At 68.0% G+C, this 14,433-nt stretch carries 16 protein-coding genes and 2 tRNA genes; 13 read left to right on the forward strand and 5 right to left on the reverse strand.

The window, feature by feature from the left end; genetic code table 11:
• Both ACIBL3_RS04480 and ACIBL3_RS04485 read left to right on the forward strand, forming a co-directional pair.
• Positions 1-582, forward strand: coding sequence for a helix-turn-helix domain-containing protein (locus ACIBL3_RS04480; protein WP_396351756.1), 582 nt, complete (start codon positions 1-3; stop codon positions 580-582).
• The gene (locus tag ACIBL3_RS04485; RefSeq protein ID WP_396351757.1) at positions 579-1,502 is read left to right on the forward strand and encodes a DUF6036 family nucleotidyltransferase; all 924 of its coding nucleotides are present in this window, start codon (positions 579-581) and stop codon (positions 1,500-1,502) included. Before ACIBL3_RS04480 ends, ACIBL3_RS04485 begins: the two co-directional genes overlap by 4 nt.
• Here the strand turns inward: ACIBL3_RS04485 and ACIBL3_RS04490 are convergent.
• Both ACIBL3_RS04490 and smpB read right to left on the reverse strand, forming a co-directional pair.
• Entirely contained in the window at positions 1,395-1,934 is a 540-nt protein-coding gene (locus ACIBL3_RS04490) for a GNAT family N-acetyltransferase (protein ID WP_396351758.1), read from the reverse strand. The genes ACIBL3_RS04485 and ACIBL3_RS04490 overlap by 108 nt on opposite strands.
• 37 nt (positions 1,935-1,971) lie before the next feature.
• Positions 1,972-2,451 carry an SsrA-binding protein SmpB gene (gene smpB, locus ACIBL3_RS04495; protein ID WP_396351759.1) on the reverse strand — a complete coding sequence of 160 codons (480 nt, stop codon included), beginning with the start codon at positions 2,449-2,451 and terminating at the stop codon, positions 1,972-1,974.
• Between the two features lie 424 nt (positions 2,452-2,875).
• Here smpB and ACIBL3_RS04500 point away from each other — a divergent pair, with 424 nt between their 5' ends.
• The gene (locus tag ACIBL3_RS04500; RefSeq protein ID WP_396351760.1) at positions 2,876-3,247 is read left to right on the forward strand and encodes a hypothetical protein; all 372 of its coding nucleotides are present in this window, start codon (positions 2,876-2,878) and stop codon (positions 3,245-3,247) included.
• Between the two features lie 469 nt (positions 3,248-3,716).
• On the forward strand, positions 3,717-4,160 hold the full coding sequence (locus ACIBL3_RS04505; protein WP_396351761.1) for a GNAT family N-acetyltransferase: 444 nt from the start codon (positions 3,717-3,719) through the stop codon (positions 4,158-4,160).
• A 347-nt stretch (positions 4,161-4,507) separates the two neighbouring features.
• Here the strand turns inward: ACIBL3_RS04505 and ACIBL3_RS04510 are convergent.
• Positions 4,508-4,583, reverse strand: a tRNA-Arg gene (locus ACIBL3_RS04510).
• 134 nt (positions 4,584-4,717) lie between these two features.
• Here ACIBL3_RS04510 and ACIBL3_RS04515 point away from each other — a divergent pair.
• From ACIBL3_RS04515 to ACIBL3_RS04530, 4 genes are all read left to right on the forward strand, one after another.
• Positions 4,718-5,272 (forward strand): hypothetical protein, encoded by a 555-nt coding sequence (locus ACIBL3_RS04515; RefSeq protein WP_396351762.1) that lies wholly within the window; start codon positions 4,718-4,720, stop codon positions 5,270-5,272.
• A gap of 151 nt (positions 5,273-5,423) precedes the next feature.
• Positions 5,424-6,011: a hypothetical protein gene (locus tag ACIBL3_RS04520; RefSeq protein ID WP_396351763.1), complete on the forward strand. Its 588-nt coding sequence runs from the start codon at positions 5,424-5,426 to the stop codon at positions 6,009-6,011.
• A complete protein-coding gene (locus ACIBL3_RS04525; RefSeq protein ID WP_396351764.1) occupies positions 6,008-7,228 on the forward strand; it encodes a hypothetical protein in 1,221 nt (406 codons plus the stop codon). The genes ACIBL3_RS04520 and ACIBL3_RS04525 overlap by 4 nt, the downstream gene beginning before the upstream one ends.
• A 325-nt stretch (positions 7,229-7,553) precedes the next feature.
• Positions 7,554-9,431, forward strand: a complete 1,878-nt coding sequence (locus tag ACIBL3_RS04530) for a phosphoenolpyruvate carboxykinase (GTP) (RefSeq protein WP_396351765.1) — start codon at positions 7,554-7,556, stop codon at positions 9,429-9,431.
• A gap of 127 nt (positions 9,432-9,558) precedes the next feature.
• On the opposite strand, the gene ACIBL3_RS04535 is transcribed toward ACIBL3_RS04530, so the two are convergent.
• Positions 9,559-10,194 (reverse strand): phosphoribosyltransferase, encoded by a 636-nt coding sequence (locus ACIBL3_RS04535; RefSeq protein WP_396351766.1) that lies wholly within the window; start codon positions 10,192-10,194, stop codon positions 9,559-9,561.
• A gap of 48 nt (positions 10,195-10,242) precedes the next feature.
• Between ACIBL3_RS04535 and ACIBL3_RS04540 the strand changes: the two genes are divergently transcribed.
• On the forward strand, positions 10,243-10,659 hold the full coding sequence (locus tag ACIBL3_RS04540) for a TIGR03618 family F420-dependent PPOX class oxidoreductase (RefSeq protein ID WP_396351767.1): 417 nt from the start codon (positions 10,243-10,245) through the stop codon (positions 10,657-10,659).
• Between the two features lie 43 nt (positions 10,660-10,702).
• Positions 10,703-11,587: an LLM class flavin-dependent oxidoreductase gene (locus ACIBL3_RS04545; protein WP_396351768.1), complete on the forward strand. Its 885-nt coding sequence runs from the start codon at positions 10,703-10,705 to the stop codon at positions 11,585-11,587.
• Between the two features lie 37 nt (positions 11,588-11,624).
• On the opposite strand, the gene ACIBL3_RS04550 is transcribed toward ACIBL3_RS04545, so the two are convergent.
• Positions 11,625-11,714: transfer RNA gene (locus tag ACIBL3_RS04550), tRNA-Ser, on the reverse strand.
• Positions 11,715-11,976: 262 nt separating this feature from the next.
• Between ACIBL3_RS04550 and ACIBL3_RS04555 the strand changes: the two genes are divergently transcribed.
• The 3 genes from ACIBL3_RS04555 to ACIBL3_RS04565 all read left to right on the forward strand — a co-directional run bounded on the left by ACIBL3_RS04555 (position 11,977) and on the right by ACIBL3_RS04565 (position 14,423).
• Positions 11,977-13,563 (forward strand): LCP family protein, encoded by a 1,587-nt coding sequence (locus ACIBL3_RS04555; protein WP_396351769.1) that lies wholly within the window; start codon positions 11,977-11,979, stop codon positions 13,561-13,563.
• A gap of 73 nt (positions 13,564-13,636) precedes the next feature.
• On the forward strand, positions 13,637-13,945 hold the full coding sequence (locus ACIBL3_RS04560; protein WP_396351770.1) for a hypothetical protein: 309 nt from the start codon (positions 13,637-13,639) through the stop codon (positions 13,943-13,945).
• Positions 13,946-13,964: 19 nt separating this feature from the next.
• Complete coding sequence (locus tag ACIBL3_RS04565) at positions 13,965-14,423, forward strand: hypothetical protein (protein ID WP_396351771.1); 459 nt, start codon at positions 13,965-13,967, stop codon at positions 14,421-14,423.
• The last annotated feature ends 10 nt before the right edge of the window (positions 14,424-14,433 follow it).

Below are 14,433 nucleotides of genomic sequence, written 5' to 3' on the forward strand. Positions count from 1 at the left end.
ATGGACAAGGACAGCCTGGCAGTCATTGAAACACTCAACCGCGCCCTCGCCGAGAGTGGGCTGTCTCAGGCTGCGTTCGCCACGGCCCTCGGCACTTCTGCTTCCCGCTTTTCCACCTACCGGACTGGCAGCACCAAGCCGACGGCGCAGTTCTTCCTGCGGGCTGGACGGATTGCTCGTGCCCTCCACGCAGCGCGCGAGTATCGAATCATGACCGCTCCGGCGACGGCGACGGCCATTCGCGAGGCGCATGACGAGGAATGGGCGTGGCGGATGCTGCTTCAGGGCCGCGACCACCTTCGTTTGCTGTTGCGCCGTCGCGATGGCTCGGAAGCTGCTTGGGAGGCAGCGCCCGGCACGACTGGTCACCCAGGCTTCGATACGCTGCTCGCCGTCCTGACTGCACACGAGTTCAGGACAGCAGGCGAAGAACCACCCGGTTGGAGCAAGGTCGAGGCTCTCGCGGATCCGTGGGTTCCCGAGCATCCGTTCCTGGACCGCGACGAGATCATCGAGCAAACGCCGGACTACTTGGCACGAGTCAACATCTTCGTCCCTGCTCGCGACTTGGTGACCGCATGAGCGACCCCCGCAACGAATTCACGGCCGCCGAAATCATCGATCTCCTCTCAGAGCTCGACAAACGACTGAGAACACGTGGCATTTCTGCATCGGTCTTCGTCGTCGGAGGCGCTGCGATTGCAGTGACCTCGGGCGACAACCCTCGCCGTACCGAGGACATTGATGCCATCACGCGCGATGAGGCGGTGGTCGAGGAAGCTCGCGCGATGGCAAGCCAACGCAAGCTCCCCGAAGACTGGCTGAACACCCGCGCAAGCCCGTGGATGCCGCCACTTCCGGAAGGTGCGTTGCAACGCAGCGATACGCCCGGTCTGCACATCACGTACGCCACCGACGAGTTCCTGTTGGCCACCAAGTTGATCGCCCAACGTCGCAAGGACGCCGGCGACATCGTCGCCCTCTCCAGAGGTCTCGGAATGGAGAATGCATCGGCTGAGGACCTCGGGAGGCTGATCTACCGCTACTACACCGATGCGGATTCACTCGAGTTCATTGTCGACGGCAAGGATGTCGATCGCGAGATACACCTGCCGGCAACAAGGGCCGAGCGGCTCTTGGCGAATCATCGGTCTGACTTGCGACGCGCGACACCAACTGATGGTGGCCGGACTTCGGCCGTTGTCGTGACGACCGCCAAACCTCCCGCGAGCGCAGCTAACCGGAACAACCAGCGCACGGAGTCCGTCGATGTAGTACGCCAGCGGCCACCCAGCTCGGGTTCAGCATGTTGGCCCGGTCCGCAGCGGTTGACCGGGCGCGCTATCTCACGTGCGAGAACTCGACCGACACCGGCCGGCGAGTCCGTTAAGGACTCAGCTCGACGAGGCGACCGGGGCGCGCTGGCCGAGCCACTGTTCGGCGTTCCAGGCTTCGAATCGCTCGACTTCTGTGAACCCCAGTTTCGCTGCGAGGCGCATTGAGCTGAGGTTGGCGGTTTGGGTCGTGAGGACTACCGGCTCGCCGGGGAAGACGCCGTCGAACCAGGCGAGTGCAGCCGTGCAGGCCTCGGCGGCGTACCCGAATCCCCATGCTTGCGGCAGGAACAAGTAGCCGAGATCGGCCTTCCCCACGGCAGCCGGGCGATGGTCCGCCGTTGCTCTCCTGAGCAGGATCTGGCCGATCATCGTCCCGTCGAGCTCAACGACGAAACTCCCGGGCCACCGCTGCGGGACGTCTGGCATCTCGCGCTCGAGCTCGTCGCGCGTGCGGGGACCGCCGACGTAGGCGTTCACGTCTGGCGAGGCGAGCAGCTCGATGAACGCCGTACGGTCCCGCGCCTCGGACTCACGGAGCACGAGCCGCTCGGTCTTGATCGGCTCGGGCGGCCACGCCACGGGCCCCAGATCTTCCATCCGCGCACGCTAACAGAGCACTCGTAGGCACCGCTGATCAGTCCCGGCGACCTTTCAGCCGGCGGTTGACGGCACGCTCGACCTCACGGTTTGCCTCGCGTTCGGCGAGGGTGTGCCGCTTGTCCCAGGTCTTCTTGCCGCGGGCCAGGGCGATCTCCACCTTCGCGCGGCCGTCCTTGAAGTACAGGGTCAACGGGACGATCGACAGGCCGCTCTCGTTGACCTTGCGCTCGATCTTGTCGATCTGGGCACGATGCAGCAGCAGCTTCCGCTTGCGGCGTGAGCCGTCGTTGAACCAGCGGGCCTGGGAGTACTGCGGGATGTGCACGCCATGCAGCCAGATCTCCCGATCCTCGACCATCGCAAAACCGCCGACCAGCGACGCCCGCCCAGCACGGAGCGCCTTCACCTCCGGCCCCTGCAACACGATCCCCGCCTCCCACGACTCGCCCAGCTGGTAGTCATGCGCAGCCTTCCGGTTACGCGCAACCACGGGATCGACATTGGGCTTCTTCATACGATGATTCTGCCCCGACCATCCGCCCGACGAGCCAACCGATTCCCGAGTTGGCTCACTGTGACCCCAACCCGCACGCCGGCACCGCTGGGAACTGACGAACGCGAGGCAGCCGGGGGCTGCCAGGAGGGCGACCGATCCTGCGCCCGGCTCGCCAGCGCGGCGACCCTGGCCAGATGGCGCGCCGTGCCACCTCGGCCTGTGATTGGACGTCGATCGGATCGGCGTGCGGAACCAGGCGCAACACAAGACGAGTCGGTGCACACCGACCAGCGCTCCCGCGTGCTAGTTCGGTAGCAGGCCCGCTCACCGCCTGGCCGCGAGCTTGAAACTGATGCCGGCCAGCTGACCCCATCTACACCGGCTGATCCCTTCTGATCGCGTGCGCAGCACGCGCTGGCCGCGATCGGGCACAATGCCCCGGGTGAGCCGTCCCGCATTGACCTCACTGACGTTTGCCAGCACGGACGCATTGACGAGTGTTGCTGACCTGCTAGGTCGCACCCTGGGGCTGGTATTCGAGCCGCGCAGCAGCGACTGGCGCGGAGGCGACTATTTCCTCGCCGGCGACTGGCGTACCGCCTACGCCGAATTGGTCTACGTCCAGCGCAACGATGACCTCGGGGAGCCCGCGGAACCGGAGTATGCGGCCTATCCGACGCTCGTGTACGTCGAGTGCACGCGCCGCGCGGACCACCTGGAACAGGCAGTCGCGATCACCGATCTCGTCTTCGTGCGCCGGGAGGATTGGGACGATCCGCGCGACTCCGCCGCCACGTCTGCCCAGTCCCCATAATGACATCCGAACGGTCGCTGGCGCGGGAGTGGATCCTTGACACGTTTCGGGTCTGAGAGGCCTCTGGCAAGAGCGGGACCCTGGCCTGTGGCGGCCGTTCACCAAGCCACTATCACCCGCGCCTCCGGTCGCTCGACTCGATCGCCCATCGTCGGGTGAAGAATAACCGCCTCGCCGCGGCCGGGTTCGTCTGGGCCTTCGTCACCACCCCAGACCTGGGCCGGCCAAGGATCTGTTCAACGCGCGCCGGGCCGGCGGTGATCGCCACGCCGGCGCCCTGCGCGTCGTGTTGAGTCGGCTCCTCGGCCAACTCTGGCTCTGCCTCCATACCATCAGCCGTACGACGAAACCCGCGTCTTCCCCAACCCACGCCGAGCCGTCCGAGACCGCCGCTTGCGCCTCACCTGACCGGAGGTCTTAGCGACATCTGAACTAGCGCCGTGACCCTGGCGAATCCCCAGAATGCCGCATGGCCGGCAACGAGGATGTACGGATCAAAGACCACATCGACGACCAGCAGCTTGACGACCTGATGGAGCTGTTCGGGTCTGCCTGGTGGATGGCGAACCGAACAGTCGAGGAAACCCAGCGGATCCTTCGCGAGTCCGACGTTGTCTTGGCCTTGGTCGATTCGTCGCACGACCGGATCGTCGGCTTCTGTCGCGCCCTCACCGACTACGTCCACCTCGCGTTGGTGCTCGACGTCGTCATCGCGCCAGAGCACCGTGGCTCAGGCTACGGCGCGGTGCTGATGGACGCCATCGTGCACAACCCCCAGCTTGCACAGGTGCGGAGCATCGAACTGGTCTGCCAGCCAGAGCTCGTCCCCTTCTATCGTCGCTGGGGATTCACCGACCAGGTCGGCAACTCGCTCCTGATGCGCCGATCGACAGATCCGTTGTTGATTCGCTGACCTCGCCAGCCGTGACCGCAGGTGTCAGCAAATGCCGGCGCTATGCGCAGAACGTTCAAGTATTCGGTGGCGCGACCGGCGATCCTGACAGGTGGCGATCAGCCAATCGCCGTTGCGCGAATTGCCGGGTTTAGATGATCTGCTCATTGCGTGCGGACCGGAGCTCTTCAACCGGCTTTGTCGAGGCGTGTCCTCGGGCGGGCTCACTGAGCACGAGTCGGCGGGACCACGGGCTGGTCGAGTGAAGCGCAATAGCGCGTGCAGCCGGGTGGGTGGGAGCGGCTGGCGAGCGGGCGACGTAGGAGCTCGCGTAGCGGTCGCGTGGGTCGACCGCAGGTGGTGAGAGGTGGCGCGCTCGGAGGGATTCGAACCCCCAACCTTCTGATCCGTAGTCAGATGCTCTATCCGTTGAGCTACGAGCGCTGGACAACGTCGAGTAACGATACATGGCGGGGGGCGGTGTAGGCCAATCGGCTCTGGAGGGGGTGTTCGTCGGGTGGGTTGCGGGCGGTGCGGCGGGCGGGTGGGGAGGGTTTTGCGGTCCTACGATCCGGGGCATGGGAATCGAGGACTTGCTGGGTGGGCGCGATCTGGGGGACGTGCAGAAGGCGGTCGGGTTCGTGATGGAGAACTCGGACGACATCGAGAAGGTGCTGAAGCTGGTGCGGGGGCTGCCGGACGATGCGGTGGAGTTCCTCGGGAAGTTGCCGGAGTTGCTGAAGACGATCGGGTCGGGGCTGGCCGAGGCGGGGGAGCAGGCGGCGAAGGCGGCTGGGGCGCTGGTCGGGGACGACGGTGAAGGTGGGGCGCGGAAGGCGCTGGCCGGGAGCGCGACCACGATGACCGCGGCCAAGGACAAGCTGAAGGACGCGGCCGGGATGCTGTCGGGGCTGGCCGGTGAGCTGGACAAGATCCCGGGGATCGGGGACGCGGCGGCGAAGAAGCTGAACGACGGGAGCGGGCAGATCGGCGGGGTCGCGACCGAGATCGAGAGCCTGGCCGGGAACCTGCAGGACCTGTCCGGGATCCTCGCGACCGTTGGCGACGCGCTCAACGGCCTCGGGACGAAGCTGGCCGAGTCGGGCGGCTCGGTGAAGACCCTGCTGGACTGACCGGTTGTGTCACCGCTGGCCTGCTGCAACCCGCCAGAGGTGACATGAACCGCCAGCGGCGAAACCAGAGGAACCGGTTGCAGTCTGCACCCGTCTAACGACGCGTCGTTGATGGGTAAGGGAGGACCTCTGCGTGGCTAAGGTCGCGGGCATGGCGAGTCGACTGGTGCGGGGTACGGCGATCGCGTGCGGAGTCGCTGTGGTCGCGGGGGCGGGGATCGGGTTCGCGCTCGGCGACCCGGTGCAGCCGGAGGACATCCTGCCGGCCCGCACGCTGGCGACCGACGTGTGCGAACGCATCGGCGACGTGTCCGCGATGTTGCCTCAGGCATCCAAGGCCGAAGTCTCGCTGACCCAGGCGGGAACCTCGGTGATCACCTGCGCCGCGCAAGCCGACCCCCGCTCGCAGCGCACCTACGCCGCTGCCCAGGTGAAGCTGACCATCACGCCGTACGGCGGACGCGACTTCGGCGCCGGCCGGCCGCCGCTCGACCCGGCGCAGAACGCCAAGTGGACGTGGGACCGGAGCCCCCTGGACGCCGTCCCCGAGCGGCCGTACCCGACCAAGCTGAGCGCGACCGCGAAAGGCATCGCGGGCCAGTCGTGGTCGGTCCGTGCGGTCGTGCAGCGCGGAGATGTCGTCGTCAACGTGGAGTACACGGCCTACCCGGTCGAGCAGAAGAGCGCAGAGCAGGCGGCGCTGGTGCTGGCGGACCGCGCGATCTGGGAGTCGAAGTGAACAGCACGCCGCAGATCCCCGGCTACGAGTTCGACCAGCAGTTGCTGGCGCATCCGCTGGCGGAGTTGTGGCGCGGCCGCAGCTTCACCGGGATGGAGGTCGTCGCGCTGTTGCTGAGCGAGGTCGGCGCACGTGACGAGGTCGTGCGCGACCGCCTCGTGCAGGCCGGTCGTGGCGCCGCACTCGAGCCCGGGCAGCTGCAAACACCGCTGTGGGCCGCGAACTTCAGCGCCGACCGCCCGTACGCGATCACGCAGCTGGTCCCCGGCCAATCCGGCGCCGAGCGGCTGATCGACCCGCTCGACGGTGTCCTCGGCAACGACGAGGAGTCCCTGCAGGCGGTCCGCTCCCAGCTGAGCGGGTACGGCGCCATCCCGCCGGACGGCCCGCCTCAGCAGGACCAGCCCAAAGAGCCAGAGCACAAAGAGCAGACCCTGCAAAGCGCAATGGAAGCAGCGCTGCAGTCCGCGAAACCACAGCAGTCCAAGGTCGAACTCGCCCGCGAGTACCGGCACAAGATCGGCAGCTGGGTCTACGTCGTTGCCGTCGTCATCGTCCTGCTCGTCTTCACCGTCACGTACTCGGTCGGCTCCACGATCGGCAGTGCGGTCAAGGAAGAGCCGATCGAGGCCGTGCCGGCCGCGGTCACCCCGAGCCCACTCCCGCCGTCGGTCCTGCTCCCCGGCGTGCCGCGGATCACGACCGCGAAGTACAAGCCCGCGACCGGTGCCCCGGGCGTCCTCGGCGCGACGTACCCGGCCGGCGCGGACGTGCAGCCGGTCCTGACTGCCGGCCTCCCGTTCGCCTTCGGCTGGCCGCGTCCGCCGCAGGTCACCTCGCTCGGCGAGTCCGGTACGGCGATCTACCGCCGCGTCCAGACCGCCGCGATGAGGGACCGGCCACGCGGGACGCTCGACGCACGGGTCGCGCTGCACCCGTGCACTGACTTGGCCGCCTGCCTGGCCGACCGGCCCGCGTTCGACAAGGCGTGGACGGCCGCCTTCACGGCGCCCGCGCCGGAGACCGCGAAGGACGCGCGAACCTGGTTCACCGAGCAAGGTGACTCGCAGAAGACGAAGGTGTACGCGCTGACGATGACGCACGCGTTCATCAGCGGCGGTCAGTGGTGGTTGGTCGGTGTGATGGCCACCGGTGTCGCCGGAGAGGAAACGGACGTCCAGCGCATCGTGAACGACATCTGGCGGCAGACCAGCTGATCCGCCGAAAATTCTTCACCGACGGCCCGCGCGATGAGCGCGGGCCGTTCTCATTTTCACAAGGTTCACCGGAAAGCGATTGTCGCGAAAACTTTGTGAGCGGGCTCACATGCTCGTGGTTCTCAGCACGCGTTCGAGTCGCGTACCGTTAGTACCACTTGCACACTGGTATACGTCCACTGGACGCACTGGTATGCGACAGATCACACCGCCAGCCAGCTGGATCGCACCGCCGGAGACCCCGGCGGCCGGAGCCGTACCTCCCCTCAGCGTCGAGGGGCAGGTCGGCCGCCGGGTCCGACAGCCGAGAGGGAATGAGCCGCCGATGACGACCACCGCCAGCCCGACCCATACCGAAGCCGACGCCCCCGCCGACACGGAGCCCCTCAAAGCCGAGGCCTACGACCTGAGTGCTGCCCCGACGACGCACGCCGGACTGCTGGCCTGGGTCGCGGAGGTGGCCGCCCTGACGCAGCCGGACCGGATCCACTGGATGGACGGCTCCGACGAGGAGTACGCGAAGCTCACCGACGAGCTGATCGCGGCCGGCACCATGGTCCGGCTGAACGACGAGAAGAAGCCGAACTCGTTCTGGGCCCGCACCGACCCGTCGGACGTCGCCCGGGTCGAGCAGCGCACGTTCATCTGCTCGGTCAACGAGGATGACGCCGGTCCGACCAACAACTGGATGGACCCGGGCGAGATGAAGGCCCTGATGACCGGGCTGTACCGCGGCTCGATGCGCGGCCGGACGATGTACGTCGTCCCGTTCTGCATGGGCCCGTTGACCGCCGAGAAGCCGATGTTCGGGGTCGAGATCACCGACTCGGCGTACGTGGTCGCGTCGATGCGGATCATGGCCCGCACCGGTTCCGCCGTACTCGAGAAGATGGGCACCGACGCGCCGTACGTGCCCTGCCTGCACTCGGTCGGGGCGCCGCTGGAGCCGGGGCAGCAGGACGTGCCGTGGCCGTGCAACGACGAGAAGTACATCGTGCAGTTCCCCGAGGAGCGGGCGATCTGGTCCTACGGGTCCGGGTACGGCGGCAACTCGCTGCTGGGCAAGAAGTGCTACTCGCTGCGGATCGCGTCCGCGATGGCTCGGGACGAGGGCTGGCTCGCCGAGCACATGCTGATCCTGAAGCTGATCTCGCCGGAGAAGAAAGTCCACTACATCGCGGCCGCGTTCCCGAGCGCCTGCGGCAAGACCAACCTGGCGATGCTCGACCCGACCCTGGAGGGCTGGGAGGTCGAGACGCTCGGCGATGACATCGCCTGGATGCGGTTCGGGGCGGACGGCCGGCTGTACGCGGTGAACCCGGAGTTCGGCCTGTTCGGCGTGGCCCCGGGGACCGGCTGGAAGACGAACCCGAACGCGATGCGGACGATCGAGAAGGGCAACTCGGTCTTCACGAACGTGGCGCTCACCGACGACGGTGACGTCTGGTGGGAGGGCTACTCGCCGACCCCGCCGAACCACCTGACCGACTGGAAGGGCCGGGAGTGGACGCCGGAGTCGGGTGAGCTGTCCAGCCACCCGAACAGCCGGTTCTGCACCCCGATCAAGCAGTGCCCGATCATCGCTGACGAGTACGAGGACCCGAACGGCGTGCCGATCTCGGCGATCATCTTCGGCGGCCGGCGGGCAACCACGGTGCCGCTGGTGACCGAGTCGCGGGACTGGGACCACGGTGTGTTCATGGGCGCGACGCTGTCCTCGGAGACCACCGCGGCGGCGGTCGGCGAGGTGGGCGTCGTACGGCGGGACCCGATGGCGATGCTGCCGTTCCTCGGGTACAACGCGGGCGACTACTTCGACCACTGGCTGACCGTCGGCAAGGAGCACGACGCCTCCAAGCTGCCGCGGATCTTCTACGTGAACTGGTTCCGCAAGGACGAGGCCGGCAAGTTCGTCTGGCCGGGCTTCAGCGAGAACAGCCGGGTGCTGAAGTGGGTGATCGAGCGGATCGAGGGCCAGGCCGACGCGGTCGAGACCCCGATCGGCCGGGTGCCGGCCGCCGGCGCGCTGGACGTGTCCGGTCTCGACCTGACCGACGAGGAGCTGGCGATCGCGCTGAAGGTCGACGCCGACGAGTGGCGCGCCGAGCTCCCGCTGATCGAGGAGTGGTTCGGCAAGCTCGGTGACAAGGTTCCGGCCACGCTGAAGCTCGAGCTCGACAACCTGCGAGCGCGGCTCGGCTGACCCAGACTCCGACCTGCCGATTCGGAAGCCGGCACGTCGGACGGAAAGCGCGGCGCCCTGGCCCACCGGCCGGGGCGCCGCGCTCTTCTGATCACCGGCACGGTCACAGGCGAGGCGCCAGGCGCGGTCACGGGCGCTCGGCGAGGATGCGCCGTACCTCCTCGTCCTCGACCGGCGAGAAGTCGCGGTAGGCCTGGCCGACCGCGGTGTAGTACACCGGCGTCCACGCGCACACCACCTCGTCTGCCACCATGGCCAGTTGCCGGCAGCCTTCCGTGCCACCGACCGGTACGGCGACGATCACGCGGGCCGGCTGCTGTCGCCGTACCGCTGCCACCGCCGCGCGCATGGTCGAGCCGGTCGCCAGGCCGTCGTCGACCAGGATCACCACTTTCCCGCGGACGTCGATCGCCGGGCGGTCGCCGCGGTACTCCAGCTCGCGTCGCCGCAGCTCGCGAGTCTCCTCCTCGAGTACGTCGGCCAGCGCGTGCTCACCGGCTTCGGCCAGGACCGGCTCGTTGCGGACCGTCTGGGTCTCGCCGCCGACGCCCGCGATCGCGCCCATCGCGAGCTCGGGTTGCTGCGGCAGGCCGAGCTTGCGGACGATCAGCACGTCCAGTTTCGCTCCCAGGGCGTCCGCGACCGGCGCCGCCACGGGTACACCACCGCGTGCCAGCCCCAGGACCAGGACTGATCCGGCGACCTCGCCGAGCTCGTCGGCCAGAGCCCGGCCCGCAGCCGCCCGATCCGGGTACGGCCTCATACCCAGCATGATCCCTCGCCAGGGGTGGTCAGGCGTACTTTTGGTGGCATGCGGATTCCTGAGCACGCGCGGACGGTCCTCGAGTCGGACGCCCTTGGGCATCTGGTGACGATCAATCCGGACGGCAGCCCGCAGGTCTCGGTGATCTGGGTGGGGCTCGACGGCGACGAGATCATCGCGGCGCATGTGCCGAACAACCGGAAAGTGAAGAACATCCGGCGCGACGGCCGGGTGGTCCTGTCGATCGAGACCGATCGAATGAACGAGATGGGTCTGACCGAGTACCTGGTGATCACCGGCACCGCCCGGATCACCGAAGGCGGCGCGGTCGAGGTGCTGCGGAAGCTGGCCAAGACCTACATCGGGCCGGACGCCGACTTCCTGCCCGGCGACGACCTGCCGCCTGGCTATGTCACCCACATCACGGTGGACCGACTCAGCGGCGTTGGGCCGTGGGTGGGCTGACCGCTACCCGTGCGCCGGGCTGCGCCGCGGATAGGTTGGCGGCATGAAGATCGGAGTGATGCTGCCTGTCGGCGGTGAGGACGGACCTGGTGGAGCGGTGCCGGGGTGGAAGGACGTCCGGGCGGTGGCCGAGGCCGCCGACCGGACCGGGATGGACTCCGTCTGGCTGGCCGACCATTTCTTCTACAAGGCGCCGGACGGGCAGTTGTTCGGGATGCACGAGGCGTGGACGCTGCTGAGCGCGGTCGCCGCTGTCACCACCCGGGTCGAGCTCGGGAACCTCGTGCTGTGCGCGTCGTTCCGGGATCCGGGGCTGACCGCGAAGATGGCGGCGACCCTCGACGAGGTGTCGGGCGGGCGGCTGGTGCTCGGGGTCGGGGCCGGCTGGCACGATCCGGAGTACGAGGCGTTCGGGCTGCCGACGGACCATCGGGTCGGGCGGTTCGAGGAGTGGCTGGAGATCGTGGCGCGGCTGGTCCGCGGTGAGACGGTCAGCTTCGACGGGACCTACCACCAGGTCCGCGAGGCGGTGCTCGAGCCGCCACCCGCTCGGCCGATCCCGATCCTGGTTGCCGGGCACCGCCCCCGAATGATGCGCCTGACCGCCGAATGGGCCGACGCGTGGAACACGGCGTGGTACGGCGCCCCGACCGAGCAACTCGAAGACCGCCTGACCACCCTGAACAACGCGGCCCACAAGACCGGCCGCACAGTGGCGAAGACGGTCGGCATCATCGTCCGCGACCCCGACCAACCGCCAGTCCCGGACCCGGAGACCCGCGCCTTCGAAGGCACTGTCCAGGAGCTGGGCGAAGCCCTCACGGCATACCAGAACCTAGCCGTAGACCACCTGATCGTCTCCCTCGAGCCAATGACCCCCCGCTCGGTCGAACGCTTGGCCGAAGCCAGGCAGTTGATGAGCAAATAAGTAGAGGGCCGCCAGGTGGCGGCCCTCTCAATTGCTGCGGAGGCGGCGGGATTTGAACCCGCGAAAGGGGGTTACCCTCAACCCGCTTAGCAGGCGGGCGCCATCGACCGGACTAGGCGACGCCTCCTCCGACGGTTCCCGCAGGGGAACTCGACGACGGCCAAGACTATCCGCTCGACCGGGTCCGCAGCAAAGCGGGGCTGCTGCCACTCTGCGTGCCGGAGGTGCCACGTTGGGAGACTAGCCCGGTGCACCTGTAATCTGGCTCGCGTCGACGGGGGTCGCCAGCATCACGTCAACCGAGTGGGTGCCGTGGGCGTCTGAAGTACCGTGGGCCGCTGCACGCGGCCGACGGAGGGCCGCCACGTCGTCGATCAGGGAACGGAGCCATGTCGCGGAGTACTCGCGCTGCCGGACGGAGGTCCGCGCCTCGAGCCAACCGGTCCCGGCACCGCACGCCGCGGGCCCGTACGGCGTCGAAGGCGATCGGACTCACCCTGCTGAGCGCGCTGGTCCCCGGCTCCGGGCTGGTGATGGGCGGCCGCAAGAAGCTGGGCGCGTTCGTGCTGACGATCAGCATCGGCCTGCTGCTGCTCGCGGCGTACGTCGGCCTGACCCGGCGGGACTCGGTCCTCGCGTTCGCGGTCTCGCCCCGCCAACTGCTGATCGCGACGGCAGCCGTGGTCGGTCTCGGCGCCTGCTGGATCTGGATCGTGGTCGCCTCGCACAAGCTGCTCCGCCCGGTGAGCATGACCTACACCGGCCGGCTCGCGGGCTCGATGTTCGTCGGGTTGCTCTGCTTCGCGATCGCCGTACCGACGACTGTTGCGGCGCAGACCGTGATGGCGCAGCGCGACCTGGTCGGCAGCGTGTTCCAATCCGAGGGCGACTCCAAGAGCGCGACCCGGCCGAAGGTGGACAAGAAGGACCCGTGGGCGAAGACCCCCCGGCTGAACCTGCTGCTGCTCGGCGCCGACGACGGCGTCGGCCGGGAAGGAACCCGGACCGACACGGTGATCGTGGCCAGTATCGACACCAAGACCGGTGACACCTCGCTGATCTCGCTCAGCCGGAACTGGATGCGGATGCCGTTCCCGGCGGACTCGCCGCTGCACAAGGTGTACCCGGACGGTTTCTGGGACCCGAACATGGGCAACGTCGAGCAGCCCGAGTACTACCTGGACGCGATGTACGAGAACATCCCGAGGCAGCACCCTGGGATCCTCGGCCAGACCGACAACGAGGGCGCGGACGCGGTGAAGCTGGCCGCCGGCGCCGCGCTCGGCCTGGACATCGACTACTACATGCAGGTCAACCTGGCCGGCTTCCGGCAGATCATCGACGCGGTCGGCGGGATCACCGTCAACGTCAACTACCGGGTGCCGATCGGCGGCGACTACGGCGCCGGACCGGGCTCGAACAGCGAGAGGAAGCCGTCCGGCTACATCGAGCCGGGCCCGGACCAGAAGCTCGACGGCTACCACGCGCTGTGGTTCGCCCGCGGCCGCTACGGTCTGAGCGACCCGTCCCGGCAGGAGCGGCAGCGCTGCACCATCCACGCGCTCGTGAACAGCGTGCAGCCGGCCACCCTGGTGACGAAGTACCAGCAGATCGCGTCGGCCGGCAAGCAGTTGCTCCGCACCGACATCCCGCAGGAGATCCTGCCGGCGTTCATCGAGCTCGGTCTGAAGGTCAAGGGCGCGAACGTCACCAACGTCGACCTGGACAAGAGCAAGAACTTCCCGACCGGCAAGAACCCGGACTACGAGGCGATGCAGGCGCTCGTGCAGAAGGCGATCAACCCGAAGAGCAAGCCGGTTGCCTCCACCCCGTCGACCACCGCGACGAAGAAGCCCTCCAGTGGTACGACGACCACCAAGAAGCCGAAGTCGCCGAAGCCGACCGTCACCCCGGGCGCCACCGAGAACCTGAACGACGCCTGCGCCTACAACCCGAACGAGACCGGCGGCAACTGACAGCAACCGGACATCCGGCCCGCACCGTGGAGTTCGCCGGGAAGCATTGACCGCACGGAACGAGTCACTGGGGGTGACTGTGCGGCGGTGGACGGCAACGGCGATCGGGATCACACTTTTGGCGGCTGCGGCATGCAGCACCGAGCCGGAAGCCGGTGACGCCCCGGCACTACAGAGCAGTACGACGACCATGTCGAGCACCCCCGCCACCGAAACCGACTTCAAGTCCGGGACCGGCTGGGACGCCGCCAACCGGCGGTTCACCGAGGACTGCCAGTACAAGCGGTACGACGCCCGCTTCGACGGATCCTTCGACTGGTCGATCAGCCTGGCCCGCACCCCCTTCGGCAACGCCTCCACCTCGGAGACCGACGCGTTCTAGGTAATGAGAAACTGGCCCGATGCGTACGACGTACCGGATGCGGGCGGGCCGCTTTGTCGGCATCCCGGCCGCTGGGCTGATCCTCCTCGGGGTGGCCGCGATCCTGTGGGCGATCGGGTTGCCGGACGCGGTGGTCGTGGTCTTCCTGGTGCTGGGTGGGATGGTCCTGCTCGGCGGGCTGTCCGTGCTCGCCCGGCCGCCCGTCGTACTGAAGCTGCGGGACGACGGCATCGAGGTGCGCGGTCTACGCACGGCCTGGACCGATGTCACCGCGGTCGGACGCGTAGAGACGACGCACGGTGAGGCGATCGTGCTGCGGACCCAGGAGAAGGAGCACTCGGTCCTGGTCCCGATCGGCTGGCTCGCGCCCGGGCAGACCGAGTCGCTGGAGAACGCGTTGCGGGACCGGCTGAACAAGGCCCACGGGTACACGATCTGGGACGGCACCGCGCCGGACGACGCCGATCCCGCAGAATGAGTCACCCCGA

It is taken from the genome of Kribbella sp. NPDC050124 (genome assembly GCF_044460355.1).
GTDB lineage: Bacteria > Actinomycetota > Actinomycetes > Propionibacteriales > Kribbellaceae > Kribbella.

Bases quoted from the DNA above. Each gene is read 5' to 3' on its own strand.
- ACIBL3_RS04545 (WP_396351768.1), top strand. From the start codon at position 10,703: ATGAAGATCGGAGTGATGCTGCCTGTCGGCGGTGAGGACGGACCTGGT.
- ACIBL3_RS04490 (WP_396351758.1), bottom strand. From the start codon at position 1,934: ATGGAAGATCTGGGGCCCGTGGCGTGGCCGCCCGAGCCGATCAAGACC.
- ACIBL3_RS04540 (WP_396351767.1), top strand. From the start codon at position 10,243: ATGCGGATTCCTGAGCACGCGCGGACGGTCCTCGAGTCGGACGCCCTT.
- smpB (WP_396351759.1), bottom strand. From the start codon at position 2,451: ATGAAGAAGCCCAATGTCGATCCCGTGGTTGCGCGTAACCGGAAGGCT.
- ACIBL3_RS04480 (WP_396351756.1), top strand. From the start codon at position 1: ATGGACAAGGACAGCCTGGCAGTCATTGAAACACTCAACCGCGCCCTC.
- ACIBL3_RS04555 (WP_396351769.1), top strand. From the start codon at position 11,977: ATGTCGCGGAGTACTCGCGCTGCCGGACGGAGGTCCGCGCCTCGAGCC.
- ACIBL3_RS04535 (WP_396351766.1), bottom strand. From the start codon at position 10,194: ATGAGGCCGTACCCGGATCGGGCGGCTGCGGGCCGGGCTCTGGCCGAC.
- ACIBL3_RS04520 (WP_396351763.1), top strand. From the start codon at position 5,424: ATGGCGAGTCGACTGGTGCGGGGTACGGCGATCGCGTGCGGAGTCGCT.
- ACIBL3_RS04530 (WP_396351765.1), top strand. From the start codon at position 7,554: ATGACGACCACCGCCAGCCCGACCCATACCGAAGCCGACGCCCCCGCC.
- ACIBL3_RS04485 (WP_396351757.1), top strand. From the start codon at position 579: ATGAGCGACCCCCGCAACGAATTCACGGCCGCCGAAATCATCGATCTC.
- ACIBL3_RS04565 (WP_396351771.1), top strand. From the start codon at position 13,965: ATGCGTACGACGTACCGGATGCGGGCGGGCCGCTTTGTCGGCATCCCG.
- ACIBL3_RS04505 (WP_396351761.1), top strand. From the start codon at position 3,717: ATGGCCGGCAACGAGGATGTACGGATCAAAGACCACATCGACGACCAG.
- ACIBL3_RS04515 (WP_396351762.1), top strand. From the start codon at position 4,718: ATGGGAATCGAGGACTTGCTGGGTGGGCGCGATCTGGGGGACGTGCAG.